25 protein-coding genes and 1 riboswitch are annotated in these 26,844 nt (G+C 69.4%); of the genes, 11 read left to right on the top strand and 14 right to left on the bottom strand.

Going from position 1 to position 26,844, the window contains the following annotated elements:
• Positions 1–136: 136 nt before the first annotated feature.
• Complete coding sequence (locus tag CQ042_RS16065; protein ID WP_105671456.1) at positions 137–967, bottom strand: NAD(P)-dependent oxidoreductase; 831 nt, start codon at positions 965–967, stop codon at positions 137–139.
• Positions 968–1,000: 33 nt separating this feature from the next.
• Entirely contained in the window at positions 1,001–1,759 is a 759-nt protein-coding gene (locus CQ042_RS16060; protein ID WP_105671455.1) for an SDR family NAD(P)-dependent oxidoreductase, read from the bottom strand.
• Between the two features lie 226 nt (positions 1,760–1,985).
• Between CQ042_RS16060 and CQ042_RS16055 the strand changes: the two genes are divergently transcribed.
• The 6 genes from CQ042_RS16055 (at position 1,986) to CQ042_RS16030 (ending at position 5,710) form a co-directional block, all read left to right on the top strand.
• Positions 1,986–2,432, top strand: coding sequence for a hypothetical protein (locus CQ042_RS16055; protein WP_146115417.1), 447 nt, complete (start codon positions 1,986–1,988; stop codon positions 2,430–2,432).
• A 287-nt stretch (positions 2,433–2,719) separates the two neighbouring features.
• On the top strand, positions 2,720–3,124 hold the full coding sequence (locus CQ042_RS20535; RefSeq protein ID WP_181157598.1) for a hypothetical protein: 405 nt from the start codon (positions 2,720–2,722) through the stop codon (positions 3,122–3,124).
• A complete protein-coding gene (locus CQ042_RS16045) occupies positions 3,114–3,650 on the top strand; it encodes a signal peptidase II (protein WP_105671452.1) in 537 nt (178 codons plus the stop codon). Before CQ042_RS20535 ends, CQ042_RS16045 begins: the two co-directional genes overlap by 11 nt.
• Positions 3,647–4,600 (top strand): cytochrome c oxidase assembly protein, encoded by a 954-nt coding sequence (locus CQ042_RS16040; protein ID WP_258132280.1) that lies wholly within the window; start codon positions 3,647–3,649, stop codon positions 4,598–4,600. The genes CQ042_RS16045 and CQ042_RS16040 overlap by 4 nt, the downstream gene beginning before the upstream one ends.
• A gap of 37 nt (positions 4,601–4,637) precedes the next feature.
• Entirely contained in the window at positions 4,638–5,363 is a 726-nt protein-coding gene (locus CQ042_RS16035; RefSeq protein WP_105671451.1) for an aminoglycoside 3'-phosphotransferase, read from the top strand.
• Positions 5,360–5,710 (top strand): CHY zinc finger protein, encoded by a 351-nt coding sequence (locus tag CQ042_RS16030; RefSeq protein WP_258132279.1) that lies wholly within the window; start codon positions 5,360–5,362, stop codon positions 5,708–5,710. The genes CQ042_RS16035 and CQ042_RS16030 overlap by 4 nt, the downstream gene beginning before the upstream one ends.
• 6 nt (positions 5,711–5,716) lie before the next feature.
• Here the strand turns inward: CQ042_RS16030 and CQ042_RS16025 are convergent, their stop codons facing one another.
• From CQ042_RS16025 to CQ042_RS16015, 3 genes are all read right to left on the bottom strand, one after another.
• On the bottom strand, positions 5,717–6,490 hold the full coding sequence (locus CQ042_RS16025; protein WP_105671449.1) for an energy-coupling factor transporter transmembrane protein EcfT: 774 nt from the start codon (positions 6,488–6,490) through the stop codon (positions 5,717–5,719).
• Positions 6,491–6,492: 2 nt separating this feature from the next.
• Complete coding sequence (locus CQ042_RS16020; RefSeq protein ID WP_374954475.1) at positions 6,493–7,965, bottom strand: ABC transporter ATP-binding protein; 1,473 nt, start codon at positions 7,963–7,965, stop codon at positions 6,493–6,495.
• Positions 7,962–8,618: an ECF transporter S component gene (locus tag CQ042_RS16015; protein WP_105671448.1), complete on the bottom strand. Its 657-nt coding sequence runs from the start codon at positions 8,616–8,618 to the stop codon at positions 7,962–7,964. Before CQ042_RS16015 ends, CQ042_RS16020 begins: the two co-directional genes overlap by 4 nt.
• Positions 8,611–8,720: riboswitch (TPP riboswitch) on the bottom strand. (Overlaps the previous gene by 8 nt.)
• Before the next feature lie 81 nt (positions 8,721–8,801).
• Between CQ042_RS16015 and CQ042_RS16010 the strand changes: the two genes are divergently transcribed.
• Positions 8,802–10,514, top strand: coding sequence for a D-alanyl-D-alanine carboxypeptidase family protein (locus CQ042_RS16010; protein WP_105671447.1), 1,713 nt, complete (start codon positions 8,802–8,804; stop codon positions 10,512–10,514).
• 119 nt (positions 10,515–10,633) lie between these two features.
• On the opposite strand, the gene CQ042_RS16005 is transcribed toward CQ042_RS16010, so the two are convergent.
• Together CQ042_RS16005 and CQ042_RS16000 are read right to left on the bottom strand one after the other, a co-directional pair.
• A complete protein-coding gene (locus CQ042_RS16005; RefSeq protein ID WP_105671446.1) occupies positions 10,634–12,895 on the bottom strand; it encodes an ABC transporter ATP-binding protein in 2,262 nt (753 codons plus the stop codon).
• Positions 12,892–14,619 (bottom strand): ABC transporter ATP-binding protein, encoded by a 1,728-nt coding sequence (locus CQ042_RS16000; protein WP_105671445.1) that lies wholly within the window; start codon positions 14,617–14,619, stop codon positions 12,892–12,894. The genes CQ042_RS16005 and CQ042_RS16000 overlap by 4 nt, the downstream gene beginning before the upstream one ends.
• Positions 14,620–14,886: 267 nt before the next feature.
• On the opposite strand from CQ042_RS16000, the gene CQ042_RS15995 reads away from it, so the two are divergent.
• Positions 14,887–15,942: a hypothetical protein gene (locus tag CQ042_RS15995; protein ID WP_105671444.1), complete on the top strand. Its 1,056-nt coding sequence runs from the start codon at positions 14,887–14,889 to the stop codon at positions 15,940–15,942.
• Complete coding sequence (locus CQ042_RS15990; RefSeq protein ID WP_105671443.1) at positions 15,939–16,355, top strand: GntR family transcriptional regulator; 417 nt, start codon at positions 15,939–15,941, stop codon at positions 16,353–16,355. The genes CQ042_RS15995 and CQ042_RS15990 overlap by 4 nt, the downstream gene beginning before the upstream one ends.
• A 29-nt stretch (positions 16,356–16,384) precedes the next feature.
• On the opposite strand, the gene CQ042_RS15985 is transcribed toward CQ042_RS15990, so the two are convergent.
• The gene (locus tag CQ042_RS15985) at positions 16,385–16,849 is read right to left on the bottom strand and encodes a carboxymuconolactone decarboxylase family protein (protein WP_105671442.1); all 465 of its coding nucleotides are present in this window, start codon (positions 16,847–16,849) and stop codon (positions 16,385–16,387) included.
• Positions 16,850–16,948: 99 nt separating this feature from the next.
• Complete coding sequence (locus CQ042_RS15980; protein WP_105671441.1) at positions 16,949–18,010, bottom strand: enoyl-CoA hydratase/isomerase family protein; 1,062 nt, start codon at positions 18,008–18,010, stop codon at positions 16,949–16,951.
• A 112-nt stretch (positions 18,011–18,122) separates the two neighbouring features.
• Here CQ042_RS15980 and CQ042_RS20620 point away from each other — a divergent pair, with 112 nt between their 5' ends.
• Positions 18,123–20,504 carry an ATP-binding cassette domain-containing protein gene (locus tag CQ042_RS20620; protein WP_219844870.1) on the top strand — a complete coding sequence of 794 codons (2,382 nt, stop codon included), beginning with the start codon at positions 18,123–18,125 and terminating at the stop codon, positions 20,502–20,504.
• Positions 20,505–20,568: 64 nt separating this feature from the next.
• Here the strand turns inward: CQ042_RS20620 and CQ042_RS15970 are convergent, their stop codons facing one another.
• Positions 20,569–21,018, bottom strand: a complete 450-nt coding sequence (locus CQ042_RS15970; RefSeq protein ID WP_105671440.1) for a hypothetical protein — start codon at positions 21,016–21,018, stop codon at positions 20,569–20,571.
• Between the two features lie 134 nt (positions 21,019–21,152).
• Here CQ042_RS15970 and CQ042_RS15965 point away from each other — a divergent pair, with 134 nt between their 5' ends.
• The gene (locus CQ042_RS15965) at positions 21,153–22,667 is read left to right on the top strand and encodes an HNH endonuclease signature motif containing protein (protein WP_105671439.1); all 1,515 of its coding nucleotides are present in this window, start codon (positions 21,153–21,155) and stop codon (positions 22,665–22,667) included.
• Positions 22,668–22,718: 51 nt separating this feature from the next.
• On the opposite strand, the gene CQ042_RS15960 is transcribed toward CQ042_RS15965, so the two are convergent.
• The 4 genes from CQ042_RS15960 to hemC are packed head-to-tail and all read right to left on the bottom strand — an operon-like array spanning position 22,719 to position 26,842.
• Complete coding sequence (locus tag CQ042_RS15960; protein WP_105671438.1) at positions 22,719–24,041, bottom strand: glutamate-1-semialdehyde 2,1-aminomutase; 1,323 nt, start codon at positions 24,039–24,041, stop codon at positions 22,719–22,721.
• A gap of 37 nt (positions 24,042–24,078) precedes the next feature.
• Positions 24,079–25,056, bottom strand: coding sequence for a porphobilinogen synthase (gene hemB, locus CQ042_RS15955; RefSeq protein WP_105671437.1), 978 nt, complete (start codon positions 25,054–25,056; stop codon positions 24,079–24,081).
• Positions 25,053–25,850, bottom strand: coding sequence for a uroporphyrinogen-III synthase (locus CQ042_RS15950; protein WP_105671436.1), 798 nt, complete (start codon positions 25,848–25,850; stop codon positions 25,053–25,055). The genes hemB and CQ042_RS15950 overlap by 4 nt, the downstream gene beginning before the upstream one ends.
• A complete protein-coding gene (gene hemC / locus CQ042_RS15945; protein WP_105671435.1) occupies positions 25,847–26,842 on the bottom strand; it encodes a hydroxymethylbilane synthase in 996 nt (331 codons plus the stop codon). The genes CQ042_RS15950 and hemC overlap by 4 nt, the downstream gene beginning before the upstream one ends.
• Between the last annotated feature and the right edge of the window lie 2 nt (positions 26,843–26,844).

The raw sequence follows: 26,844 nt of genomic DNA, 5'->3' as shown, positions 1-26,844 counted from the left end.
CAGCCCTTGCCTCCCGCCCGTCCCCCCGTGCGAAAACGGAGACGAACGGTGTGCGCGCCGGCGCGCCCTCACCCGACACGCACTGCCGGTGACGGATCGTCTCCGTTTCGGCAGCACCCAGGATCCCTCCGGAAGCTCAGTCGAGGAAGATGTCGGGGAACAGGGCGTTGTCGGGAGTTCCCGGGATCGCGGCGTAGCCCGAGAAGTCGGTGACACCGTCGGCCTCGAGAACGTCCTCCACGATGAGCGTCTGTCCCGTGTACGTCGCGGCGGGCTTCAGGAGCACGGCGTAGGCGGCATCCGCGTAGATGTCGGGCGTGCGGCTCGCGGCCATGACCTTGTCGCCGCCGAGGAGGTTCTGCACGGCCGCGGTCGCGATCGTGGTGCGCGGCCACAGCGTGTTGGCGGCGATCCCGTCGCGGGCGAACTCCGCGGCCAGCCCGAGGGTGGCCATGGTCATGCCGAACTTCGCGAGCGTGTATCCGGTGTGGGCGCCGAGCCACTTCGGGGACGGGTTGAGGGGCGGCGAGAGCGAGAGGATGTGCGGGTTCTCGGCGTCCTTGAGGATCGGGACGGCCGCACGCGAGAGCATGAACGTGCCGCGCACGTTGACGTCCTGCATCAGGTCGTACTTCTTCGCCCCCAGGTCGAGCGAGCGCGAGAGGTCGATCACGCTGGCGTTGTTGATGACGATGTCGATGCCGCCGAACTCACCCTGCGTCTTCAAGACGGCTTCGGTGATGTCGTCGTCATCGCGCACGTCGCCGACGATCGGCAGCGCATTGCCGCCCGCGGCGCGGATCTCCTCGGCGGCGGTGTGGATCGTGCCCTCGAGCTTCGGATGCGGGGTGTCGGTCTTCGCGAGCATGGCGATGTTCGCGCCGTCGGCGGCGGCCCGCAGCGCGATCGCGAGGCCGATGCCGCGGCTGCCGCCCGACATCAGGATGGTCTTGCCTGCAAGGGACATGGGTTCTCCTGGGTTCTCAGCCGGAATGGCGGGTTATCTCGGGGCCATGCGGATGGCACCGTCGAGGCGGATGGTCTCCCCGTTGAGATAGCCGTTCTCGACGATCTGCTGCACGAGGGCGGCGTACTCGTCGGGTCGGCCCAGGCGCGACGGGAAGGGAACCTGCTGGCCGAGGGAATCCTGCGCCGCCTGCGGGAGGCCCATCAGCATCGGCGTCTCCATGATGCCGGGGGCGATCGTGCACACCCGGATGCCGTAGCGGGCGAGCTCGCGCGCCACCGGGAGGGTCATCGCGTGCACGCCGCCCTTGGAAGCGGAGTACGCGGGCTGGCCGATCTGGCCGTCGAATGCGGCGACGCTGGCGGTGTTGACGATGACGCCGCGCTCTTCGTCATGGGGCTCGTTCTTGGCGATCACGGCGGAAGCCTGCGAGATGACGTTGAACGTACCGACGAGGTTGATGCGGATCACGCGCTCGAAGTCGGAGAGCACGGCCGGATTGCCCTCACGGTCGAGCACCTTCGCGGGTGGCGCGATGCCCGCGCAGTTCACGACGACGCGCAGAGGGGCGGTCGACTGCGCGGCGGCGACGGCGGCCTGCACCTCGTCGGCGCTCGTGACGTCGGCGGCGACGAACAGTCCGCCGAGCTCGTCCGCGACCTCAGCGCCCTTCGACGATGCGAGGTCGATGATCGTGACGTGGGCGCCGGCGGCGACGAGTCGGCGCGCGGTGGCGAGTCCGAGGCCCGAGGCCCCACCGGTGATGAGTGCACCCTGTCCGCTGATCTGCATCTGATGTTCTCCTTCGAACGTCGTCGTGCGACATGCATTGATGGAACGCAGTATCAGCCTACGTGGTTCCTGGTTCCACCACGACTCTGAGCGACTGCGTCGAGACCGAGCCTAGTTCCCGTCTCCCGCTCGAAGGAACGCGATAAGTCGTGGGAGTAGGATCCGGAGAATGCGCCGCTCGCCCGGGATCCACCGATCCACGGCGCCTGTCGACCGGCCGATGATAATGCGCCTCATTACCACTGCGTGCCTGGCGCTCCTGCTCCTCTTCGCCTTCGCGGTGACCGCCCACGGCGATGCCGGGGAGAACGGAGCGGCTCCTTCACTCGCCGCCGCGTCCATCGAAGCGTTCGACGACGCCGTTGCCGCGGGCAACGCTGCCTCGGTGGACAACGCTGCCGCGGTGGATAGCGCTGCCGCGGTGGACCAGGACCAGACACCGGCCGCGCTTCCGGCCACCGGGACGAGCGCCCTCGCCGGTGCCGCACTCTGCATTCTCGGGGTGCTGTGCGGCCTCGCCGCGATGCTCCTGCTGTCGCGCGTGCTCCGGCGCCCAGGACAGCGCTCGACCCTCCGGGAGAAGCCGCACGCGCTGCCCTCAGCCCTGGCTGCCCCCATGCACCCCCGCGTGACCGCGATCTCCCTGATCCAGCTCGGCCTCTCCCGAACCTGATCGTCGGCGCGCCGTCATCAGGACGACGCCTTCCGCCGGCATCGCGCGGCTCCTCGGCTTCCTGCGTCGCGTGCGCACGCCCCGGCATCCGGATCGCGCCCGCTCCCACCGGGAATCACGCGACCCCTGCGTGACGGCATCCGACGCCACGCCCGTGCTCACCCCATCGAAGGAGACCCCATGAAACGCACATCGAACGACGGCGAACCGCTCGCTCCCGACAGGCCGGGACGGTGAGCCGGCCGGTCGGCACCACCTCTCGGCATCCGGTCCGCACGACGATCGCTGTGGCGGTTCTCAGTGCCCTGATCATGTTCATCGGTGCGGAGTCGGCAGCCGCTGGCGAGCAGCGCGGTGCCGTCGACGCCCCCGGAGTGGATCTTCGCTCATCGACTTCGACGCTGAGCCGCACGGCGACGCCCGCTCCCGCTCCGACCCCGACTCCCACTCCGACCTCTGCTCCCACTCCGACCCCGACCCCGACTCCCACCTCCCGCACCACGCATGAACAGCAGAACGGCGAACAGGGGGTGCAGCGCACCGATCTCGGCTTCCTCGGCGTCGCCTTCCTCTTCGGGATCGGTTTCCTCCTCGCTGCCGGCGCGCTCGGCGTTCTCCTCTCAGGGCGCGCGCGGCGTCGGCGCGACCGTGCGGAGGCCGCTGCAAGAGAAGAGGGTTCCGATGTTGCGTGAGAACAGCCCCCGGTATGGGATCGCCTTCGTCGTCGCCGGCATCGTCGTGCTCATCGACCAGGCGAGCAAGGCCGCCGCGATCGCAGGACTCAGCCGGACGGAGCGGATACCCCTCCTGGGCGACGCACTCGGTCTGCAGCTCGCCTTCAACCCCGGCGCGATCCTGTCGCTCGGGTCAGGGGCGACCTGGTTGCTGACCGTGGTGGGGGTGGGTGCGGTGGTGGCGCTGTTCGTCGCCGCGACCCGCGCCCGCACGAAGGGGCGGGCCTGGGGGCTCGGATTCATCCTCGGAGGCGCCATCGGGAACGTGCTGGACCGTCTGCTCGCACCTCCCGGATTCGGTCGTGGTCACGTCACCGACTTCCTCGCCTACGGGAACTGGTTCATCGGAAACCTCGCCGATGTCGCGCTCGCGATCGGGGGCGTCGTCCTCGTCGTCGGGCTCTGGATCGACCAGCGGGCGGCGGCGCGGACTGCGCAGACCATCGACCGGCCCGACGGCTCGCGGGAGGACGCGACCGGATGAACGACTGGATGCCCGATGCACCGCCGACCTTCTCGGACTTCCTCACACCGGCCTTCCTCACTCCGGCGGCGGGACCGTTCCCCCTCCTGCCCCTGGTCGCGGCAGTGCTGGCGGTCGCTTATCTGGCCGGGGCGATCCGGTTGTGGCGGCAGCACCGTCGGTGGCCCGTCTGGCGAACCGTCGTCTTCCTCCTGGGGTGCGTCGCGCTCGCGGCCACCACGGGCCTCGGAGTCGAGGTGTACGGCTATGCGCTGATGTCGGTGTTCATGTTCCAGCAGCTCACCCTCATGATCGCGATCCCGCCGCTGCTGGTGCTCGGCTCACCGGGAACGCTCCTCCTGCGCGCGGTGCCGCACCGCGGGGCGGGTGCCGTCGTCCTGCGTGCCGCCCACGCCGGCCTACGCAGCCGGATCGCCCGGTGGCTGCTGAGCCCGTGGATCGCGCTGCCGGTGTACCTGATCGCGTTCTACGGGCTGTACCTGGCCGGTCTCGCTGATCGGGTGCTCGCAGCACCCGGAGGCCACCTCGCCCTGGAGGTCGGGTTCCTCGTCGTCGGCATCCTCTTCGCGATCCCCGTGCTGAGCTCCGACCCGCTTCCGGTGCGCCTCGGCCACGGCGGGCGGGCCCTCGACGTCTTCGCGGAAGCCGCCCTGCACGCGTTCTTCGGCGTCTTCCTGATGATGGCGACCACCATGCTCGTCGACTACTTCGTCGCACCGACTCTGGCACTGGGGATGGATCCGCTCGAAGACCAGCAGCTGGCCGGTGGGCTGGCATGGTCATACGGCGAAGCCCCGACCCTGCTGATGCTCGTCTACGTCATGCATCGCTGGTTCCGTGACGACACGGCCCGCGCCGCCGCCGCCGATCGCTATGCGGATGCGCACGGCACGAGCGAGCTCGACGCGTACAACGCGTATCTGCGCAGCCTGCGTGACGAGAGCCGATGACGAACTTCACGGCGATCCCGTCGGGCAGGATGGACGGATGAGCATCCCCTCCGCCTCCCTCGACGTGCCGACGCGGGTTCGCGAACTCGCCGACGGTGCCGCACTCGTACCGGTCTGGCGCAACGGTCTCGGCGGGTTGACGTTCCGCACGGATGACGGCCGGTACATCAAGTGGGGTCCGCTCGACGACGAGGCGAACATGCGCGACGAGGCCGAGCGCATGCGCTGGGCGCGACAGTGGATCTCCGCGCCGGAGGTGCTCGAGCAGGGCCAGGATGACTCGCACGAGTGGCTCGTCACGGTCGCGATCGATGCGAGCAGCGCCGTCGACCCTCGCTGGGCCGAGCAGCCGGAGACCGCGGTGCGGGCGGTCGGGGCGGGCCTTCGAGCGCTGCACGATGCCCTGCCGGTGGCCGAGTGCCCGTGGGAGTGGAGCACGCAATGGCGGATCTCCCATGCTGCCGACCGCGGCACGATCGTGCCAGAGGAGCTGCTCCAGGCGCCACCAGTCGACCAGCTGGTGGTGTGCCACGGCGACGCGTGCATGCCGAACACGCTTCTCGACGACGAGGGGCGCCCGACCGCGTTCGTCGATCTCGCCGCTCTGGGCGTCGCCGACCGTTGGGCCGACATCGCGGTCGCCTCGATGAGCACGCTGTGGAACTTCGGCACCGGGTGGGAGGACACGCTCATCGAGGCTTACGGCGTCGAACCGGACCGCGAACGACTCGAGTACTACCGGAGACTCTGGAACGAGACGTGAGCGAGTCTCCCCCGTCTTCCGGTCGGCCTCCGGTTTTCGGCGCCGTCGTCGATGACATGACGCGGTGCGTGCACTACCGGGGTGCGACCGACATCATCGCGATCCGCTTCGCCTGCTGCGGCGACTACTACCCGTGTCATCTCTGCCACGAGGAGTCGGCGGGGCACCCGGCGGAACAGTGGGCGCCGGATCAGCACGACAGGGACGCGATCCTCTGCGGCGCGTGCGGGCACGAGCTCACGATCGCGGAGTACTTCACGGTGGCGGCCTGCCCCGCCTGCGCGGCACCGTTTAACGAGCGGTGTGCACTGCACAGAGACCGCTACTTCCAGCCGGACCCGGGCTAGCGCGAGTCAGCTCCAGACGAAGCGGAACGTCCCGAGGAGAACCGCGGCGGCGAGCGCGAGCGTCATGATCGCGATGCCCCCGATCAGCGCCACCGCATCCCGCGGGTGCAGCCGTGACGGCCGCGACCAGGTGCGGGGGATGCCGGAGCCGAAGCCGCGCGCCTCCATCGCGAGCGCCAACTTGGATCCGCGCCGCACGGCGAACACGAGCAGCACGAAGGCCATCGAGAAGAATCGCCGCAGCACACCCCGATCCCCCACACCGCGTGCACGACGGGCATGGCCCATGGTGCGCCAGTCGTCGAGGAACAGGCCCAGCATCCGCGTGCCGGCGAGGATGCCGAGCACGAAACGGCTCGGGAGCTTCGCGACCTGGGCCAGCGCGTCGGCGAGCTCGGTCGGATCGGTGCCGCCGAAGAGCAGGATCGTCGGCAGTCCGAGCGCGACGACGCGCAGGCTCACCGCGATCGCGAGCGTGATCGAGTCCTCGCTGATCGTCGCGAAGCCGAAGCTCCAGTAGACGCGTCCGGCAGGTTCCGCGTACAGCAGCATGCTCACGCCGGCGATCGGTGCGAAGATCGCGATCGGCAGCAGCCGCTTCAGCACGGTCGACAGACGCAACCCGGTCAACGGCAGGCAGAGCAGCTGCAGGACGATCGCGGCGAGCGCGCTCGTGACGTCGATGGACGCGAACAGCGGCACCGACAGCAGCACCGCCAGCAGCAGCTTCGTGACCGGGTTCACGCCGTCGAGCCACACCGGCCGCGTGGTCTCGGTCATCGTCACGACGCCGCCCCCAGCTCGATGCGGTGGCCGCCGAGGTGCCGGATCACGGCGTCGTCGTGCGTGACGGCGATGATCGACCGACCGCGCGCGATCTCGTCCTGCAGCAGGGCGACCAGCGAGATCCACCCGCGACGATCCTGCCCGAAGGTCGGTTCGTCGAGCACGATCACCTCTGGTGCCCCCGCCAGCACGGTCGCGACCGACAGCCGCCGCTTCTGTCCTCCGGAGAGCGTGAACGGGTTGGCGAGTGCGAGCGGGGCGAGGCCGAGACGCTCGAGCAGCTCGTCGACGACGGCATCCGTCTTCGCACGGTCCCAGCCGAGCGCCCGAGGGCCGACGGCGAGCTCGTCGCGCAGCGTCTGGGCGAGGAACTGATGCTCCGGCTCCTGGAACACCATGCCGATACGGGTCAGCAGCTCGCGCGAGGTCCAGCGGATGGGGCGCGTGCCCTTGCGACCCGCGAGTTCGGGCGCAGACCGCACCTCCCCTGCCTGCTCCGGGATGAGCCCGGCCAGGGTGAGCGCGAGCGTCGACTTGCCCGCCCCGTTCGGCCCCGTGATCACGGTCGCGTTCGCCCGCGGCACCCGCAGGTCGAGTCCCGCCTGCACCACGACGCCCGGCTCCCTCGCGACCGCGAGACCGGATGCGGTGAGGGCATCGGCGATCAGGACATCGGATGCCGCCACCTGTTCCCCCACGGGAAGGTCGATGCCGCGGTCGGGCACCCACACTCCGGCGTCGGCGAGCACGTCGCCGTGGGCGGCGAACACCTGATCCGGCGCGCCGTCGGCGAGCAGTCCTCCGTCGGCCGCGAGCACGATCACCCGCGTCATCAGATCGACCCAGATCGGCGTGCGATGTTCGACGACGATCAGCGTCGCACCGGTGGAAGCGACGGCGCGCTCCACGCTCGCGCGCACCTCCCGCACACCTTCGGGATCGAGGTTCGCGGTGGGCTCGTCGAGCAGCAGCAGTCCCGGGCGCATCGCGAGGACGCCGGCGAGCACCAGGCGCTGCTTCTGTCCGCCCGAGAGAGCCTTCGTGGGGCGGTGCAGCGGAACATCGAGGCCGACGGCATCCAGCGCCTCGGCGACGCGGCCGGGGATCTCGGACGCCGCGACACCCAGGTTCTCGCAGCCGAACGCCACATCGTCGCCGACCTTCGACAGCACGATCCCGGCATCGGGGTCCTGCAGGACGAGCCCCACCTGACCGTGGCGCGACTCGGGGGCGGCGCCATCGATGCGGAGCGACCCGGTCCGCTCCCCCTCGTCGTCGTCTCCGAGCACGCCGGCGAGGCCGGCGAGCAGTGTCGACTTCCCTGCGCCGGAGGCGCCGAGCAGCAGCACGCGTTCACCCGGTTCGATCGTGAAGGAGACGTCCGCGACGGCGGGACGCTTTCGACCGGCGTACCGCCAGCCCCAGCCCGCAGCCTGCACGCGGGCCGGGGAGGCGAAGGTCACGCTCAGACCTCGCGCACGTGCTCTCGCCCGACGGCGAAGCGGTTGAGCGCCCCGGTGACGGCGAGGGCGCGCACGAGCAGCCAGCCGACCACACCGGCCAGGATCGCTCCGGAGACGACCACGCTGACCAGGTAGATCGTGTTGAACTCGACGGACTTCAGGATGTTGGGCGAGCTGCCGTAGAACAACTCGAACACCCAGGCGGCGACCGCGGCTCCGACACCGGCGAGGGCGGCGACTCCGATCCCGAACCGACGGTAGAAGAACAGCGCGAAGATGATCTCCGCGCCGAGGCCCTGCACGATGCCGGACAGCACGGTCGAGATGCCCCACACGTTGCCGATCAGCATCGACACGATCGCGGCGACCAGCTCGACGACGAGCGCGGCACCCGGCTTGCGGATCACGAGACCGCCGACCACCCCGCCGAGCAGCCAGATGCCGACGGCGATGCCGCCGAGGCCGGGCGTCAGGGCATCAGCGGCGCCGAACCAGGCGTAGCCGATCGTGTTCCAGCCCCAGAACACGAGACCGATAGCGACGCCGAGGACGGCGGCGACGACGATGTCGACGACGCGCCAGCGCCAGATCGTCGTGCGGTGCAGGCCCTTCGCGGCGGCGGATGCCTGCTGCGCGGATGTGGACGTAGGCGTACTCATCTGAACTCCTCCCTGCGCTGGCATGACCCAGATCAGGTTCGACGGTCGAAGCGCGATTCGCTCCCTCTCAGCCCGGCTCGCCGGACTCCCGTGGTTGTGCTGAAGATCCTACCCGTTCGCGACACCCCGCGACGACGGGACCGTGCGCCGCAGAACGTGCCGGGGATTGGGTACCGTAAACGAGTGACCGCTTCCGATCCCGCCGACGAGAAGACGGGCGTCGGCGATTCCGACACCCCGTCGTCCGCCGTCCTTTCCGGACCTGCCGATGCCACCGCGGTCGGAGCGCTGCTGACCACCGCCCCGGTGCCGACGGCCGTCGAGGCGGCGGAACCCGGCTCCGCACCGGAATCGGGCACCGCACCGGAATCGGGCACCGCACCGGAGGCGCTGACGCCTCCGTTGACGAAACCGCCCTTCGTCCCGAAAGCGCGCCGGAACGCTGCCGACGCCGCCGACGCCACCGCCGACGCCACCGTCGCCGTCGCCACCGCCGCCGATCCGAAGCCGCTCGAGGACACTGCGGCGCCCCAATGGGCGGATGACGAGACGACGGCCACGGCGCTCACCTGGGTCGACACCGCGACCATCGCGACGCATTCTCCTCTGGCCACGCTCGACGACGCCCCGGAGACCGAGAAGACCGCCGGGCTGCTGCGTGACGCGCATCTGCGGCCGGCGTTCCTCCGTCCGGGGGTCCTGGTGCCGCTGGCCACGATCATCACCCTGGCCGCCGCATACGCCGGCACGACCCTGCTCTGGCCTCTGCACGAAGTGCCGCCGACGGTGCAGGTCGTCGAGGTGGAGACCACTCCGGCTCCGCCCGCGGCGGTCACGTGGCCGGCGCAGGGAAGCGGCGCCGTCGGCATCGCGGGGCTGAGCACGGTCGCCTCGATCCCCGATGCCGTGAGCATCGCGAGCATCACCAAGGTCGTGAGCAGCCTGATGGTGCTCGATCGGATGCCGCTCGCTCCGGGTGAGCAGGGTCCCGAGTTCGCCTTCACCCGCAGCGACAGCGTGGCGTACTGGGACTACCGTCGCAGCGACCAGTCGGCTCTCGACGTCCCGGTCGGCGGGGTTCTGACCGAGTACCAGCTGCTGCAGGGCACGCTCATGGGCTCGGCCAACAACTACATCGACCGGCTGGCCGCCGAGATCTGGGGTTCCGACCGCGAGTTCGCCAGGGCGGCCGAGGTCTGGCTGCGCGAACGCGGACTGACCGGCATCACCGTGGTGACTCCGTCCGGTTTCGATGAGGGCAACGTCGCCACCCCGGAAGCTCTCATCGCGCTCGCCGAGCGGGCGATGCAGAACCCGGTGTTCGCAGAGATCGTCGGCACGGTGTCCGTCGACCTCCCCGGTGCCGGCACCGTCGTGAACACGAACGGGATGCTCGCCGATCCCGGGGTGGTCGGCGTCAAGACCGGCACTCTCGTCGGCTGGAACCTGCTCGCCGCGAAGGACGTGACCATCGGCGAGACGACGGTGCATCTCTTCGCGACGGCGTTGAACCAGGACGGCAACGAGGAGCGACTCGCCCTCACCCGGTCGCTGTTCGCCGAGGCGGAGGACGCACTGCAGACGCAGGAACCGGCGGTCGCCGAGAGCACGGTCGTCGGCCGGGTCTCGACGCTGTGGGGCGACGACGTCGACATCATCACCGAGGCCGACGCCGATGTGGTGCTGTGGAACGGCGCACTCGCCACCGCCGCTGCGGACTTCGATCTGGGCGACGAGCGCGACAAGGACGGCGCTGTCGGCACGCTCACCACCACCGGCCCCCTCGACACCGCGACGACGCCGCTCGTCCTCGCGGACGACATCGAGGGGCCGAGTCCCTGGTGGCGACTGACCCATCCGTTCGAGCTGCTCGGCATCACCGCCGATCGTCCCTGATCCGCCGGAGCCGTATCGCATCCCTGGAAAGCTATGCGCGCGCGGCCGCAGCACGACGACGCCCCACCTCGGATGACCGGGGTGGGGCGTCGTGTGATGCGGATCAGGCGTGTTGCGGATCAGGGGCGACGGCTGCTGCCGTCCGCTCCGTCTTCGAGCAGTGCCTGAGCCGCGGCGACCTCCGCGGCCGGGACGTTCGCTCCGACCGAGGCACCGGCCACGGCGGCCGCCGCCTCCGATGAGGCGGCTTCGGAAGCGTCGGCCTCGCCCGAGACAACGACGGGCGTCGATCCGGTGAGCGCATCCTCGGCGTCGATGTCGGTCGCCGCCTGCTCGAACTGCGACTGGTACAGGCGCCAGTAGGCACCCTGCGCGGCGATCAGCTCGTCGTGCGTGCCCTTCTCCACGATGTCGCCGTGCTCCATCACCAGGATGAGGTCGGCGTCGCGGATGGTCGACAGGCGGTGCGCGATCACGAACGACGTGCGTCCTTCGCGGAGCGCGGCCATCGCGTGCTGCAGGAGCAGCTCGGTGCGGGTGTCGACCGCCGACGTGGCCTCATCGAGGATGAGGATCGAGGGCTGGGCGACGAACGCGCGGGCGATGGTGATGAGCTGACGCTCACCCGCCGACACGTTCGCGGCATCCTCGTCGAGCACCGTGTCGTAGCCCTCGGGGAGGGCGTGCACGAAGCGGTCGACGTACGTCGCCTTGGCGGCGGCGAGCACCTCTTCGTCGGTCGCCGTGGAGCGGCCGTACCGGATGTTCTCGCGGATGCTGCCGGCGAACAGCCACGGGTCCTGCAACACCATTCCGGTGCGCGACCGCAGCTCGTCGCGGGTCACCCCGGCGATGTCCTGGCCGTCGAGCATGATCCGTCCGCCGCTGAGCTCGTAGAAGCGCATGATCAGGTTGACCAGCGTCGTCTTGCCCGCACCGGTCGGACCGACGATCGCGACGGTCTGGCCCGGCTCGACGCGGAACGACAGATCCTTGATCAGCGGACGCTCCGGCGTGTACGAGAACGCGACGTTCTCGAACTCGATGACGCCCTTGCCCTCCACCAGCTCGGGAGCATCGGCGTCGTCCGCCTCCTGCTCGTCGGCGTCGAGCAGCTCGAACACCCGCTCGGCGGATGCCGTGCCGGACTGGACCACCGCAGCCATGCCACCCAGCTCGGACAGCGGCTGCGTGAACTGCTGCGAGTACTGGATGAACGCCTGCACGTCTCCGAGACGGAGCTGGCCGTTCGCGACCATCAGACCGCCGAGCACCGCGATGCCCACGTAGCTGAGGTTTCCGACGAACATCATCGCCGGCATGATGATGCCGGACAGGAACTGCGCCTTGAAGCTCGCCTGGAACAGCTCTTCGTTCTCGACCTGGAACTTGTCGAGCGCATCCTTCTCGCGTCCGAAGACCTTGACCAGCGCGTGACCGGAGAATGCCTCCTCGACACGGGCGTTCAGCCGTCCGACCTTGCGCCACTGCGTGCCGAAGGCCTTCTGCGAACGCGGTCCGATGATCCCGAAGATCACACCCATCAGCGGCAGCGTGATGAGGGCGACGAGGGCGAGCTGCCACGAGATCGAGAACATCATGACGAGCACGCCGATCACGGTGAGCACCGAGGTCAGCGCTCCGGAGAGCGACTGCTGCATCGTCTGCGTGATGTTGTCGATGTCGTTCGTGACGCGGGAGATCAGCTCACCGCGCTGCACCTTGTCGAAGTACGACAGGGGCAGACGGTTGATCTTCGCCTCGACCGACTCGCGCAGGCGCCACATGGTGCGCACCATGATCACGTTGATGACGTAACCCTGGATCCAGGTCAGGAAGGCCGCGGCCACATAGATCGCGAGGACCGCGGCGATGACCATCCGCAGGGCATCGAAGTCGACGCCCTGGCCGACCGTGAAGTCACCCAGCGCCCCGACCTGATTCGCGAAGTCGTCCTGACCGGCGCCGCGGAGCGCCTCGACCACGACGTCCTGCGGCGTGCCGTCGGGGAAGCCGGGGAAGTCGCCGTTCGGCTGACCGAGCTGGATGGAGATGAACCCCTTGTAGACGAGGTTCGTCGCCTCCGCGAGCACCTTGGGCGCCGCGACCGTCAGGACCACGCCGATCGCGCCGAGGATCGACACGAACACGAACCAGATGGCCGAGGGCTTCAGCAGCCCGATCATGCGCGCGAAGCTCGGCCCGAAGTTGTCGGCCTTGCCGGGCGCGACGCTGTCCCAGTCGCCGGAGTTCTGACGGGCCTGCTCCGCGAGCTCGGCCTCGTACTTCTCCTCGGCGGTCAGCTCGACCTCGGCCACGGGCGCTGCCGCCTTGCCGCGGCCGCGCTTGACCTTGGCCTGTTCTTTGTTCTGCTCGCTCATGCGTCCACCCCCAGCTGCGACTCGACGATCTCACGGTAGGTGTCGCTCGTCTCGAGGAGCTCCTCGTGCGTGCCGACGCCGACCATGGTGCCGCCCTCGAGGACGACGATGCGGTCGGCATCCGTGATGGTGGAGATGCGCTGCGCGACCACGATCTTCGTCACATGCGGAAGATCCCGCCACAACGCCTGGCGCAATCGCGCATCGGTCGTCAGGTCGAGAGCCGAGAACGAGTCGTCGAACACGAGGATCTGCGGCTGGTGCACAATCGCACGCGCGATCGCGAGACGCTGCCGCTGACCGCCCGAGACGTTCGTGCCACCCTGGGCGATACGGGACTCCAGGCCATCCGGCATCTCCTCGACGAAGTCGCGGCCCTGCGCGATCTCGAGCGCCTTCCAGAGCTCTTCGTCCGTGGCTTCCTCACGCCCGTAGCGCAGGTTCGATGCGACGGTGCCGGTGAAGAGGAACGGACGCTGCGGCACCAGGCCGATGCTGTCCCACAGCGACTCGACGTCGGCCTCGCGCACATCGGTGCCGCCCACGTGCACGGCACCACCCGAGACGTCGAAGAGCCGCGGGATGAGCGAGATCAGGGTCGTCTTGCCCGATCCGGTGGATCCGACGATCGCGACCGTCTCGCCCGGCTCCGCCGCGAAGCTGATGCCGGTGAGCACCGGGGAGTCGGCGCCCGGGTAGGTGAACTCGACGTCGTCGAGCGCCACGGATCCGGGGACCGGGAACGCGGTGACGCCGTCCTCCGGACGGATCAGCGTGGACTCGGAGTCGAGCACCTCGCCGATGCGCTCGGCCGAGACCGCGGCGCGCGGGATCATCATCGCCATGAAGCTCGCCATGATGACGCCGCCCATGATCTGGCCGATGTACTGCATGAAGGCGAAGAGCGTGCCGACCTGCACGGTGCCGTTGTTGACCTCGATGCCGCCGAACCAGATGACCGAGACGACGGTCACGTTGAGGATCAGCATGAACAGCGGGAACAGCAGGACGAACAGCGAGCCGACCTTGCGGCCGACCACCATGATGTCGGTGTTCGCACCGCGGAAGCGCTCCTCCTCGATGCGCTCGCGCACGAACGCCCGCACGACGCGGACGCCGGTGAGCTGCTCGCGCATGATGCGGTTGACGTTGTCGAGCTTGCCCTGGTAGCTGCGGAACAGCGGGACCATGCGCCCGATCACGAGCGCGGCGAGGATCAGCAGCAACGGCACCGAGACGGCGATCAGCCAGCTGAGGCCGACGTTGGTCTGCACGGCGAAGATGATGCCGCCGATGGCGAGCAGCGGCGCCGTGACGAGCATGGTGGCGCCCATCATGGCGAGCATCTGCACCTGCTGCACGTCGTTGGTGTTGCGGGTGATGAGCGAGCCGGCGCCGAACTGCGACACCTCGCGCTCGGAGAAGCCGCTCACCTTGCCGAAGACGTCGGCGCGGATGTCGCGGCCGGCGCCCATCGCGGCGCGTGCCGCGAAGTAGGTCGCGGTGACCGAGGCGATGATCTGCCCCAGCGACACGGCGAGCATGAACAGGCCGGTGCCCCAGATGTAGGCGGTGTCACCCCGGGCGACGCCCTTGTCGATGATGTCGGCGTTGAGGCGCGGGAGATAGAGGGTCGCTGCCACGCTGGCGAGCTGGAAGACCAGCACGGCGAGCAGGAGCCATCGATATCGAGAGAGATAGCGGACGAGGATTTTTCCCAGCACAGGCGGACTTTCTAGGAAGGATGAAGCGGCGGGTTTCTCGGCAGACGGATGCCGACCGACAACCGGCCACAAGACAGAGTGCCACGAAGCACCGACATTCGTATCCCCCTGACGGTGGACCTTCGCTGACAGCGAACCGGTTTCTCGTGCGATCAGCGGTTTCTGCACGCGGGCGAACAACAGGAGGACAGAACCGGCGGTCCATGTTGTGTTTACTCACTGATACAACTTGTGATAGACCTATGATACAAACAGAACGGACACCCCATGCCCGCGATCATCGCCTCCCCGCCCGCACCCGACCTCTGGTCAGGCGATCCCGCACAGCTGCTGGGCGCCGTCCTCTCGATGCCGTGGGTCTCGCTGATCCTCGCGGCGATCATCGCCGTCGGCATCGTCGCCTCTCCCCGTCGGCGTGCACGCCAGGAGAGCGGTGCGCGACTCCCCGCGACCGCGACCGGCGGAATCGTCGCCCGCTACGCGCCCGAGCATCGGATGCTCGGCATCTCCGCGATCGCCGTCATCGCCGTCTTCCTCGCCGAGAACCTGATCACCGGCTACGCCCTGAACCTCAACGGCGTCGTGTCCTGGTGGCGGTACGCGGCACCCGTGTTCACGGCGTCCATCGGCATCGGCGTCCTGCTGGTGCTCATCGCCACACGGGGCAGCTCCCGACCGGAGCGCCCGGCCCTCTCCTCCCGTCGCACCTGGCTGACCTTCAGTCCCCGCATCGGTTCCCTGGGCGCGGTCACCGCACTGCTCTCCCTCATCGCCACCTCGGTCGCCGCGGGCATGGCCTCCTCGCGCATCGGCGACGGCCCCTACGTCTACCTCGAGATCGGCGTCTCGAACGAGTCCATCGACCCGATCCGCCCCTGGTTCTACGGGTGGGCCTACGGCATCCCCGTCCTGATCTGCACCGCCGTCCTCGTGGCGGTGACCGCGGCCGCTCTGCACGCCAACGCGGCGCGCGCGTTCCTCCACCCCGAGATCGTGATCGCCGAGCAGCGCGAACGCCGCGACATCGCGAAGGGGGTCACGCGGATCGTGACCTCCGGCGCCCTGCTCGCCCTCGCGGGGGCGTGGCGCTTCATCGCCGAGGCCGGCACCCTCACCGGGCTGACCATCCAGAGCGACGGCGGCAGCGAGTCCTATGAGGTTTTCTGGCGATACGGGGAGATCGCCGCCATCGGCGGCTGGCTGGCGCCGGCCCTGGAGATCACGGCGTTCGTGCTGCTGCTCCTCGTGACGGCACAGTTGGGGTACGGCCCGCTCTCGGATGCTCCGGTCGAGAGCACGGCAGACGCGGAGGCCGCACGGTGAGCTCGAATCCGAAGCTGTCGCCCGCCGACGAGGCCAACCCGGCGCTCGACATCTACCGCCAGCTGCGCGGACTCATCGTCTCCGGGCAGCTCGGCGCGGGCGAGCGGCTGCCGACCGTCCGCCAGACGGCGAGCGATCTCGGGGTGGCCCCCGGCACCGCCGCCCGCGCCTACAAGATGCTCGAGGGGGAAGGTCTCGTGATCTCGCGCACAGCCGCAGGCACCAGGGTCGCCGAGTCGGCCGGCGTGCTCCCCGCATCCGTGATGCGGCGCATCCGCGAGCTCGTCGACGAGGCCGGGGCCGTCGGTGCCGATCCGGATGACGTCGTCGATGTGTTCCGGACGATCTGGCAGCCACGCCCGGACTCCGAGGCGGCGACCACCGCCGAAGACACGGACGAGGCCGAGGACTAGACCGAGGACGAGAAGACGATTCCGACGGATCAGGCCGACTGCGGGGCCACGCGGAGCCCGCTCACGACGATGGCGCGATTGATCGCGTTGTAGGCCACGCACAGCCACGAGAGCGCGGCGAACTCCTTCTCGGTGAAGACGGCCAGAGCACGCCGTCCGAGCTCTTCGGGGAGCGCCCCGGAGGGGATGTGGACGAACGCCTCGGCGGTCTCGAGGGCGACCCGCTCCCGTTCGCTGAACACCCCGCTCTCCCGCCAGGTCGCGAGCTGCAGGAGAGTGTCGGCTTCCACACCGGCGGCGATCGCGTCTTCCGAGTGCGCGCGGTTGCAGTACGCGCATCCGTTCAACTGCGACGTGTACACGGTCGTCAGCTCCTTCAACCTCTCATCGATGCCGTTGGCCGCGCACGCCTCGTCGACGGAGTCCGAGAAGGCGTCGAGTGCGCGGTAGATGTCCGGTTCCGCTTTGAGGAGATTCACTGTGAAAGACGTCATGACCCCGACGCTACGCAAGACCGGTCGCCGCCGTCCCGGAATACTCCTTACGAAGCGGTGACTTCCCCCGCCCCGCGCTTGACCCCGGAACAGCTCGCCTCAGAACAGCGGCGGCTGCGGCACGTACGCCCGGGCGGGGGCACCGGCGTCCGCGGACAGCTCCGCCAGCGTCGGCGGGTCCCATTTCGGGTTGCGATCCTTGTCGACGAGCTGCGCCCGGATGCCCTCGACCAGGTCGGGGTGCTCGTTGACGAACCACAGCACCCGTCGGTACTCGCCTTCGAGCGCGGCACGCAGTCCCGGCAGCTCGCGCGCCTCGCGCACGGCGTCGAGCGTGACGGTGAGGCCGGTCGGTGCGAGCCCCTCGAGGAGGTCGGCGGTGGCCGCGGCATCCGTGGTTCCCCGCGCGTGCAGGTGCTCGATGATCTCGCTCACGGTCGGCGCCGAGAACGCCTCGTCGATCCATTCCTTCGCCGCCGGCAGCTGCGTGGGCTCGGGTGTCTCGTCGAAGAGCAGCACGATCTCGCTGGGGCCGGTGGGGTCCGCGCGGAACGCGAGTGCCTCGCTGAGCGCGTCCAGACGGTCCGACGGCACGAAATGGTCGGCGAAGCCGAGGTATACGGCATCCGCTCCGCTCATGGCGGCGCCGGTCAGGCCGAAGTACTCGCCGAAGCGGCCGGGCGCCCGCCCGAGCAGCCAGGTGCCCCCGACGTCGGGGGTGAAGCCGATGCGGGTTTCGGGCATGGCGAGCTTCGAGCGCTCCGTCACGATGCGGATCGCCGCGTGACCGGCCAGACCGATGCCGCCGCCCATCGTGATGCCGTCGGCGAAGGCGACGATCGGCTTGGGATACTCCGCGATCATCGCGTTCAACGCGTACTCGGCCCGGAAGAACTCCGCCGTGCGTTCCGCCTGTCCTGCGACGATCTGCGCGTGCAGCACGCGCACGTCACCACCGGCGCACATGCCGCGGTCTCCCGCGCCGTCGATCAGCACGATCTGCACGTCGGTGTCGTCGCGCCAGGCGTCGAGCGTCTCGGTGAGGATCTGGATCATCTCCTCATCGAGGGCGTTGATCGCCTCCGGACGGTTGAGGGTGAGTCGCCCGAGCGCCCCTTCGGTGCGGACGAGGACACGGGACGCAGCCTGAGAATCGGTCACGCGTGCCAGGCTACCTCCTCTCCAAGGGCGGTATTCCGCGCGAAATGCGGGATCCGACAGGCTTTTCCGGCAGGATAGGGAGGAACTGTTCAAATGCGACGAGAGGTCACGGATGCCTGAAGGACAGGTGCTCGAGTTCACGCACGTGACGAAGCGCTTCAATGAGGTGACCGCTGTCTCGGACTTCTCCGCGCGCGTCGAGCCCGGCGCCGTCACCGCCTTCCTCGGCCCGAACGGAGCCGGCAAGACCACCACGCTGCGCATCCTGCTCGGCCAGGTGCGCGCCACATCCGGAACCGCGACGATCGGCGGCACGGCCTATGCCGAGCTCCGCCAGCCGCTGCGCACGATCGGTGCGGTTCTCGAAGAGACCGTCTACCGCCCCCGCCGTACGGCCGAACGCCAGCTGACCATCGCCGCGAAGGCGAACGGCATCCCGCTGGCCCGCGTGAGCGAGGTCCTCTCGCTGGTCGGCCTCGAGGGCGAGGGCGACTCGCGGATCGGCGGCTTCTCCCTCGGTATGCGCCAGCGGCTCAGCGTCGCACACGCACTCCTCGGCGACCCCGGCGCCCTCGTCTTCGACGAGCCCGCCAACGGACTCGACCCCGAGGGCATCCGCTGGATGCGACTGCTGATGCGTCGTCTCGCCGACGAAGGACGCACGGTGCTCGTGTCGTCGCACGTCCTCAGCGAGGTGGAGCAGGTTGCCGACAACGTGCTCGTCCTCTCGAAGGGGAAGCTGGTGCTGGCCAGCGGCATCGAGACGCTCGCCGACACGAAGGGCGGCTCCGTGATCGTGGATGCCGCGGATCGCGGTGCACTGACGGCGGCCCTGTCCGCTGCCGGCTTCGACATCGAGGTGCTGCGCTCCGGACTGACCGTGCGCGGCGGAGACGCCGGCACGGTCGGCGCGGTCGCCGCCGACGCCGGGATCGCCCTGAGCACGCTCGTGCAGCGCGGACCGACGCTGGAAGACGTCTTCATCGATCTGATGCGCGGAGGCCGGCTCCTGCCGAACGCCGATGTCGCGGCACCCCTCGTCGCACCGGCTCCGACCGGCCCCGACGCTGACGCAAACGCCGATGCAGATGCAGATGCGGACGTTCCTCCGGCACCTGCCGATTCCGTGGTCGCCATCCCGGTCGCGGCGGCCGCCGCCTGGGCTGCCGAGGCCGCCGCCACTCCTGCCGACGAGGCCGTGGGCGATGACCTCGCCTCCGCCGCCGCCGGTGCGGTGAACGAGGACTCGACGGACGAGGACTCGACGGACGAGGAATCGGTGTCGGTTGCCGACGAGGCACCTGCCGACGAGGCGAACGGCGCCGAGGCGTCGGCCGACGAGGCGAGTGCGGTCGACGCAGACGCGTCCGAGTCGGATGACGAGCAAGGCGACGACGCCCAGACCGAGGACGCCTCCGCCGACGCAGCGTCGACGGAGGGGGCTTCGCCCCAGTCCTTCGATGAGATCCTGTTCGGTTCCTCGGCGCCTGCCGCCGCCGCGACGACGCCGTTCGGTGCCGCCGATCCCGCATCCGCGGATTCAGCAGCGGAGTCGCCGGCACACGCCGCGTCAGGCGATGACGACCACAGCGGGGTCGAGATCTTCGCCGAGCTTGATGGGGCCCCCGATTCCGCCGACGAGGATGCCGACACGGCGAGCGACATGTCCGATGCCGAGGACGACCCCCGATCGGCAGCAGTGAGCTCGATGCTCGCCGCAGCCGCGCGTGCGTACTACGAGGACGAGCCGCGGGACTACCCGCTGCGTGCGGACGCCCGCGCCTCGCAGGGAGACGCCTCGGAAGACGGCACCACGGACGAAAGCACCACAGACGAAAGCACCACGGACGAAAGCACCACGGACGAAAGCACCACGGACGAAAGCACCTCGGACGAAGGCACCTCGGACGAAGGCGCCTCGGATGAAGGTACGCACTGGACGGTCGCATCCACCGGTGTCATCGACACCGTCTCGGTATCGGAGTCCGCGGATGACGCCGTCGAAGAGGTCGGTACCGACGAAACCGACACCGACGCCTCCGTGAACGACGAGACCAGCTCCGACGGAACGGGCATCGAGGAAGCCGGCACCGAGGAGCCTGCGGCCGACGAGCCTGCGGCCGAAGAGACCAGTACCGCCGAAACGAGCACCGACGAGCCTGCGAGCGACGATGACGCCGTGGGTACCGCGGACGGGGCGACGAACAACGAGACGACCGACGAGGACGCGACCGACGAGGACGCGACCGACGAGGACGCGACCGACGACGACGCGACCGATGCGGACACAGCCCCCGAGGGATCGACCGACGGTGAGAACCACGATCGTGACAGCGATGAGCACCTCGACGGTGACGCCGACACCGGCACGGATGGCGAGCCCTCCGAGGAAGAGCACCCGGGCGACGACCATCACGATGGCGAGAATCACCACGATGGCCAGAATCACCACGATGGCGACGACCATCACGATGGCCAGAATCACCACGGCTGAGCGGTTCCGCTGACGAGAACGCCCTCCGGACCTTCGGGTCGCGGAGGGCGTTCTGTGTCTGATGTCAGGCGGGCCGGGGGCGGATGACGGGCCGACGACTCCCCTTCGAGACGGGGGTCGGCGCGGTGGCCACGATCTCCTCGACGCTCGCCGGCTCGGACGACACGTCGAGTCGCAGCGCCTGAGTGAGCGCGAGCCCGTGCCGCGTGGTGAGGATGAGGCGACCGTACTGTTCATCGCCTTCGAGGTCGATCACGACACTCGGACGGCGTCGGCGGATCAGCACGAAGTCGAGGCTGCCGGCAGCCTTCCAGCTGCCGGCAGCGAGCACACCGGGAATGTGAGTCCCCGGGTTCGGCACGCCGCGGAGCCAGGTCCAGGCGTCTTCCGTCAGCTGGACCTTGGTGATGGTGTCGCGGGCGATCCGGAGGTTGTCCCTGTGGAAGGTGGCGGCACGTTCGATCGGCGAGAGCACGACCTCGAGTTGCGTCTGGTCCAGCAGCAACGTCACCATGCCACCCAGTCTGCCAGCGCCGCCCTGCCAGTTGTCTGGAAGTTGCTCACAGGAACGCAACGATCCCTTGTCGGTCGGCACCAGTCATCCGGATTCCCCTTTCGATATTCGAACATACGTACTATACTCGATTCATGGCATCCTCCACGAACCACCTCGAGCAGCGCGAGATGCTCCTCGACGCGTGGGTCGAGAAGAGGCGGGCGATCGCCGCGCTCGAGGCAGAAGCGTCAGCGCTCCTGGCTGATCGTCTGCACGTGCTCGACGACGACGTGCGCGAACTTCCGCAGCATCGTGAGGCCATCCATCGGTCGATGATCGCCGAGTACTCCGCCGCCGGGCGCGTGTCCAAGGGCAGCATCGAGTACGCCTTCGCCGACGCCCGCCTCCTCGAAGCCGAGCATCCGGCGGTACGGGACTCGTTCCACCGTGGATCCATCAGTGCCGCCCACGTCCGGGAGATCATCCGCGAGGGCATGGTCGTTCGCCTGGCGGTCCGCGAGGGGCGGGCAGCCCCGGACACCGTCTCGCTCTATGACGCAGCGGCGCTCGTCGTGGCCGAGCACGACTCCCCCGCGCGAACCCGCGCGATGGTGCGGCAGATCGCGTCCTCCCTCGCGAGTGAGACTGTCGTCGAGCGGCATCGGCGCGCGCGGGGTGAGCGCTCGGTGACCGTGCGCTCGCTCGACGACGGACTCGCTCTGCTGCAGGTGGTTCTGCCGGAGCATCTCGCCCACGCGATCCTCGACCGCCTGACCCGACTCGCGCAGCAGGTCATCGCCACGCGATCCGACCGGAGCCTCCCTGTCGACCACGAGCCGATGCTCTCCTCGGACGACCTCGACTCGGGCGATGATCCGGTCTTCCTCCAGGATCTGACCGCGGATGCCGTCTTCCGCGACGATCCTCTCCTCGACGACCACCACCTCGGCGATCCCCGATACGACGATCCACGATTCGGAGGGGTCAGCTTCGGAGAGGCCCCGCTCGACCCACACGTCATCTTCGGCGAGAGCGGTACCTACACGACCGACCCGTCGCGCGATGCCGGCCATGTTGCCGTCGACGACCGCGGAATCGATGAGGTTCGTACCGACCTGCTCAGTGACCTGCTTCTCGCCAGCGATCCGTCGGCCGCGAACGGCACCGGGCTCGAGGGCATCCAGGCCCGCATCCAGGTCACGATCGCGGCCGAGACCCTGCTCGGAGCCGACGGCCGGCCGGCGGAGCTCGACGGCGTCGGTCCGCTCCACCCCGACGTCGCCCGCGATCTCGCCGGACGGAACGGCGGATGGTCGCGCCTCTTCCTCGATGACCTCGGCATGGTGACCGCCACCGCCGCCTATGCTCCGACCGCGGCGATGCGTCGACATCTCCAGGCACGCGATCAACACTGTCGATTCCCTGGTTGCCGAACGCCCGTCCATCGGTGTCAGATCGATCACAACCACGATCATGCCCGGGGCGGACGAACATCGATCGACAATCTGAGCCACTTCTGCCGCGGACACCACGCACTGAAGCATCCCGACATCGCCGACCAGCATCGGTGGCGCGCTCGACAATTGGCTGGAGGCGACATCGAGTGGACCAGCCCGCTCGGTCGCGTCTACTCCGATGCGTCGCCGCGCCGCGTCATGTTCGTCTGAGCGCACAGTCCCGGCGACGTCGACCGGACCTCGTCTACGACCGGGCCTCGGCTACGGTCGTGCGGCTGCCGCCGCCTCCGCTGCGGCGGGGAGGGCATTCTCGATCTGCTGCAGCTCCGCGTCGCCGTGTGCGGCGGTGAGGAACCAGGCCTCGAAGACGCTCGGCGGAAGCGCGACGCCCTGCTCCCGCAGCGAGTGGAAGAACGGGGCATATCGGAACGACTCCTGCGCCTGCGCCTCGGCGTAGTTCTGAGGAGCCGACGCGCGGAAGGACGCGCTGAACAGGCTGCCCGCCGAGGCGACCGAATGCGTGACGCCTGCGGAGGAGAGCGCGGCATCGAGCGCCGCCGACACCCGGGCGGCAGCCGCATCCACGGTCGCGTACACCTCCGGCGTCGCCAGCCGCAGCGTCGCGAGACCCGCCGCGACCGACAGCGGGTTCCCGGAGAGCGTCCCTGCCTGGTACACCGGTCCGAGGGGAGCGAGCAGGTCCATGACCTCTGCGCGTCCGCCGAGCGCGGCCAGGGGCATTCCCCCGCCGACGACCTTGCCGAAGGTGAAGATGTCCGGCGAGTAGTCCTCGCCGGCTGCTGCCTGCAGGCCCCAGAAGCCCGCGGGGTGCACACGGAAACCGGTGAGCACCTCGTCCAGGATCATGAGGGCGCCATGGGCGTGTGCGGTCTCGGCGATGAGGCGGTTGAAGCCGGGGAGCGGGGCGACGACACCCATGTTCGCGGCGGAGGCTTCGACGATCACGGCGGCGATGCGGTCGCCGTGCTCGGCGAACACGGCGGCCAGCGCCTCCGGGTCGTTGTAGCCGATCACCAGGGTCTGTGCGGCGATCGGCGCCGGAACACCGGCGGAACCGGGAAGCGCCAGCGTCGCGACGCCCGAACCGGCCTCCGCGAGAAGGCCGTCCGAGTGACCGTGGTAGTGCCCGGCGAACTTCACGAGCAGATCGCGACCGGTGGCCCCGCGCGCGAGACGGATCGCCGTCATGGTCGCCTCGGTGCCGGTCGAGACCAGACGCACACGCTCGACCGGACGGATCGAGCCGAAACGCACACGGTCGGCGATGAGCGCGGCGAGCTCGACCTCGCCCTCGGTCGGAGCACCGAACGACAGCCCTCGGGATGCGGCCTCCTGCACGGCGGCGACGATCTCCGGGTGCGCATGGCCGAGCAGAGCCGGGCCCCAGGACGCGACGAGGTCGACATACTCCCGACCGGCGGCATCCGTCACGGTCGCGCCCTTCGCCGAGGCGAGGAATCGCGGCGTCCCACCGACCGAACCGTAGGCGCGCACCGGGGAGTTGACCCCGCCGGGGATCACCGCGCGAGCGGCGGAGAACAGGTCGTCATTGCGATCGGTCATGAAAAGCTCCTCACAGCGGCGAATGATCGCCGAGGGATCAGTCGCGCAACCAGCCGGCGGCCTCGGTCGCCCAGTAGGTCAGCACCGCGTCGGCGCCCGCACGGCGGATGGACAGCAGGGACTCGAGGACAGCGGCACGGCGATCGATCCAGCCGTTCGCACCGGCGGCCTCGATCATGGCGTACTCGCCCGACACCTGGTATGCCCAGACCGGAATACGCACGGTATCCCGCACCTCGCGCAGCACATCGAGGAAAGCCATAGCCGGCTTCACCATCACGATGTCCGCGCCCTCGGCTTCGTCGACCACAGCTTCGAGAACGCCTTCGCGCCGGTTGCCGGGGTCCAGCTGATACGTGCGGCGGTCGCCCGTCAGCTGCGAGTCGACAGCCTCGCGGAACGGTCCGTAGAAGGCGCTCGCGTACTTCGCCGCATAGGCGAGCAGAAGCGTGTCGGTGAAGCCCTCGGCATCCAGCGCGGCGCGGATGACCGCCACCTGGCCGTCCATCATCCCGGAAAGGCCCAGCAGCTGCGAGCCCGCGCGCGCCTGGGCGAGCGCCATCGAGGTGTACCGTTCGAGCGTCGCGTCATTGTCGACCGAGCCGTCGACCGCGAGCACGCCGCAGTGGCCGTGGTCGGTGAATTCGTCCAGGCACAGGTCGGTCTGCACCACGAGAGCATCCCCGACCTCGGAGGCCAGGGCCTCGGTGGCGATGTTCAGGATGCCCCGGGGATCGTCGGCCCCGGATCCACGAGCATCACGCACGGCCGGCACACCGAACAGCATCACGCCGCCGACACCGGCCTCCGCAGCGTCGACGGCTGCGGCGCGCAGCGAGTCGAGCGAGTGCTGCGCGACCCCGGGCATCGACCCGATCTCCACGGATTCCGCGATGCCTTCGCGGACGAACAGGGGCAGCACGAGCTGTCGGGGCTGCAGTGAGGTCTCGCGCACGAGATCGCGCACGGCTCGGGACTGACGCAGCCGCCTCAGCCGGACTTCGGGGAAGCTCACGGCGCGAACTCGTCGGCCGCGTGCGGGAGGGTGAAGTGCGAGACCGCGTCGATCAGCGCGTCGACGGTCTGACGGTCGGCGACGACCGACACGGGCAGACCCGCACGCTGAGCATCCTTCGCGGTGCGCGGTCCGATCGCGGCGAGCAGCGTCTCGTCGGGGATCTCCGGGAACTGCTCCCGCACCTGCTCGGCGACCGACCCGCTGGTGATGAGGATCGCGTTGATGCGACCGTTCTCGACGTCGCGGCGGATGCGTTCCGTCACGGGAACGCCGACCGTGCGGTAGGCGACGACGCTCGCGACATCGTGCCCGGCCTTGGAGAGCTGCTTGCTCAGGACCGGCTTCGCGATCTCGCTGCGCAGAGCCAGGATGCGACGCGGCTCGGTCTCCAGCGCGATCAGCTGCTGCGCCATCCCCTCCGCCGAGTTGTCCTGCTCGGGGACCAGAGCGACCTCGTAACCGACGGCCTGGAGAGCGGCGGCCGTCGTCTCACCCACGGCGGCGATCTTCGTCCCGCGCGGAACGACGGCGCGATGCGCGAAGAGCACGTCGACCGTCGTCGCGCTCGTGATCGTGAGCCAGTCGAAGGCTCCGGAGGCCAGTTCCTCCAGGGCGGCGTCGAGCGCCGCCTGGTCGGTCGTCGGAGCGAAGTTGATGAGGGGAGCCACCACGGGCACGGCGCCCTGGGCGCGGAGACTCGCGGCGACGCCATCGCCCCACGGCCCGCCACGGGGCACCAGAATGCGCCAGCCGTCCAGCGGTCGGTCCTGCTTGATTTCGGAAGTGGTCATGAGGATTGCTCTCGGGATACGAGGCCGGCCGCCCCTTGATCGAGCAGCCGACGGGCAACAGTGAACCCGAGCTCGCGCGCTGCGTGCATCGGGTCTGCACCATCGGCAGCATCCGCTCCATTGCCACTGCCGTTCCGACGAATATACTCCCCGTTCAGCTCCTCGGTGACGTCGAGGCCGATCCGGCGCCCTCCGTCGACCGCATAGACGACCGCCCTGACGCGCACGGAGGAGCCGTCGACCACGGCGTGCGCGGCCATCGGCGCCTGGCATCCGGCGTCCAGTCCTTCGAGGATCGCGCGCTCCACCGTGATGGCCAGACGGGTCTGCGCATCGTCGAGGCCGGCGAGCGCCGAGAGCAGCTCCTCCGGGGCGTCCGCCCGCGTCTCGACGGCGAGAGAGCCCTGTCCGGGCGCGGTCGGCCACTCGCCGAGGCCGAGCTCCTCACGCCGCAGCGGGGACTCCGCCCCCAGCCGGGAGAGACCCGCCGCCGCGAGGATCACGGCATCCAGCTCCCCGGAGACGACTCGTGCGAGACGGGAATCGACGTTGCCGCGGATGTCGACGACTTCGGCGCCCGGCGCGCGCCGGTGCACCTGCGCGATGCGGCGCGGCGAGCCGGTGCCGACCGTGCTGCCCGTGCGCAGTTCGTGCAGCGGGACGCCGTCGCGCGTCAGGACCACGTCGCGCGGATCTTCCCGCTTCGGGGTCGCCGCGATCACGAGTCCATCGGGGATGGCCGTCGGCAGATCCTTCAAAGAGTGCACGAGGAAGTCGCACTCCCCCGCGAAGAGCGCCTCGCGGAGCCGCGTGGCGAAGATGCCCTGGCCGCCGATCTCGGAGAGGGAGGCACGGTTGGTGTCGCCCTCGCTGGTGATGGGGACGAGCTCGACAGGACGCCCCGAGAGCTTCTCGAGGGCTGTGGCGACGTGGCCCGACTGCGCCTGCGCGAGCGCGCTGCGACGGGTACCCAGACGGATGGGGGTGCTCATGG

The organism is Microbacterium sp. MYb62, from assembly GCF_002979475.1.
Taxonomy (GTDB): domain Bacteria; phylum Actinomycetota; class Actinomycetes; order Actinomycetales; family Microbacteriaceae; genus Microbacterium.
This window is presented reverse-complemented; position numbering and strand designations above follow the sequence as displayed.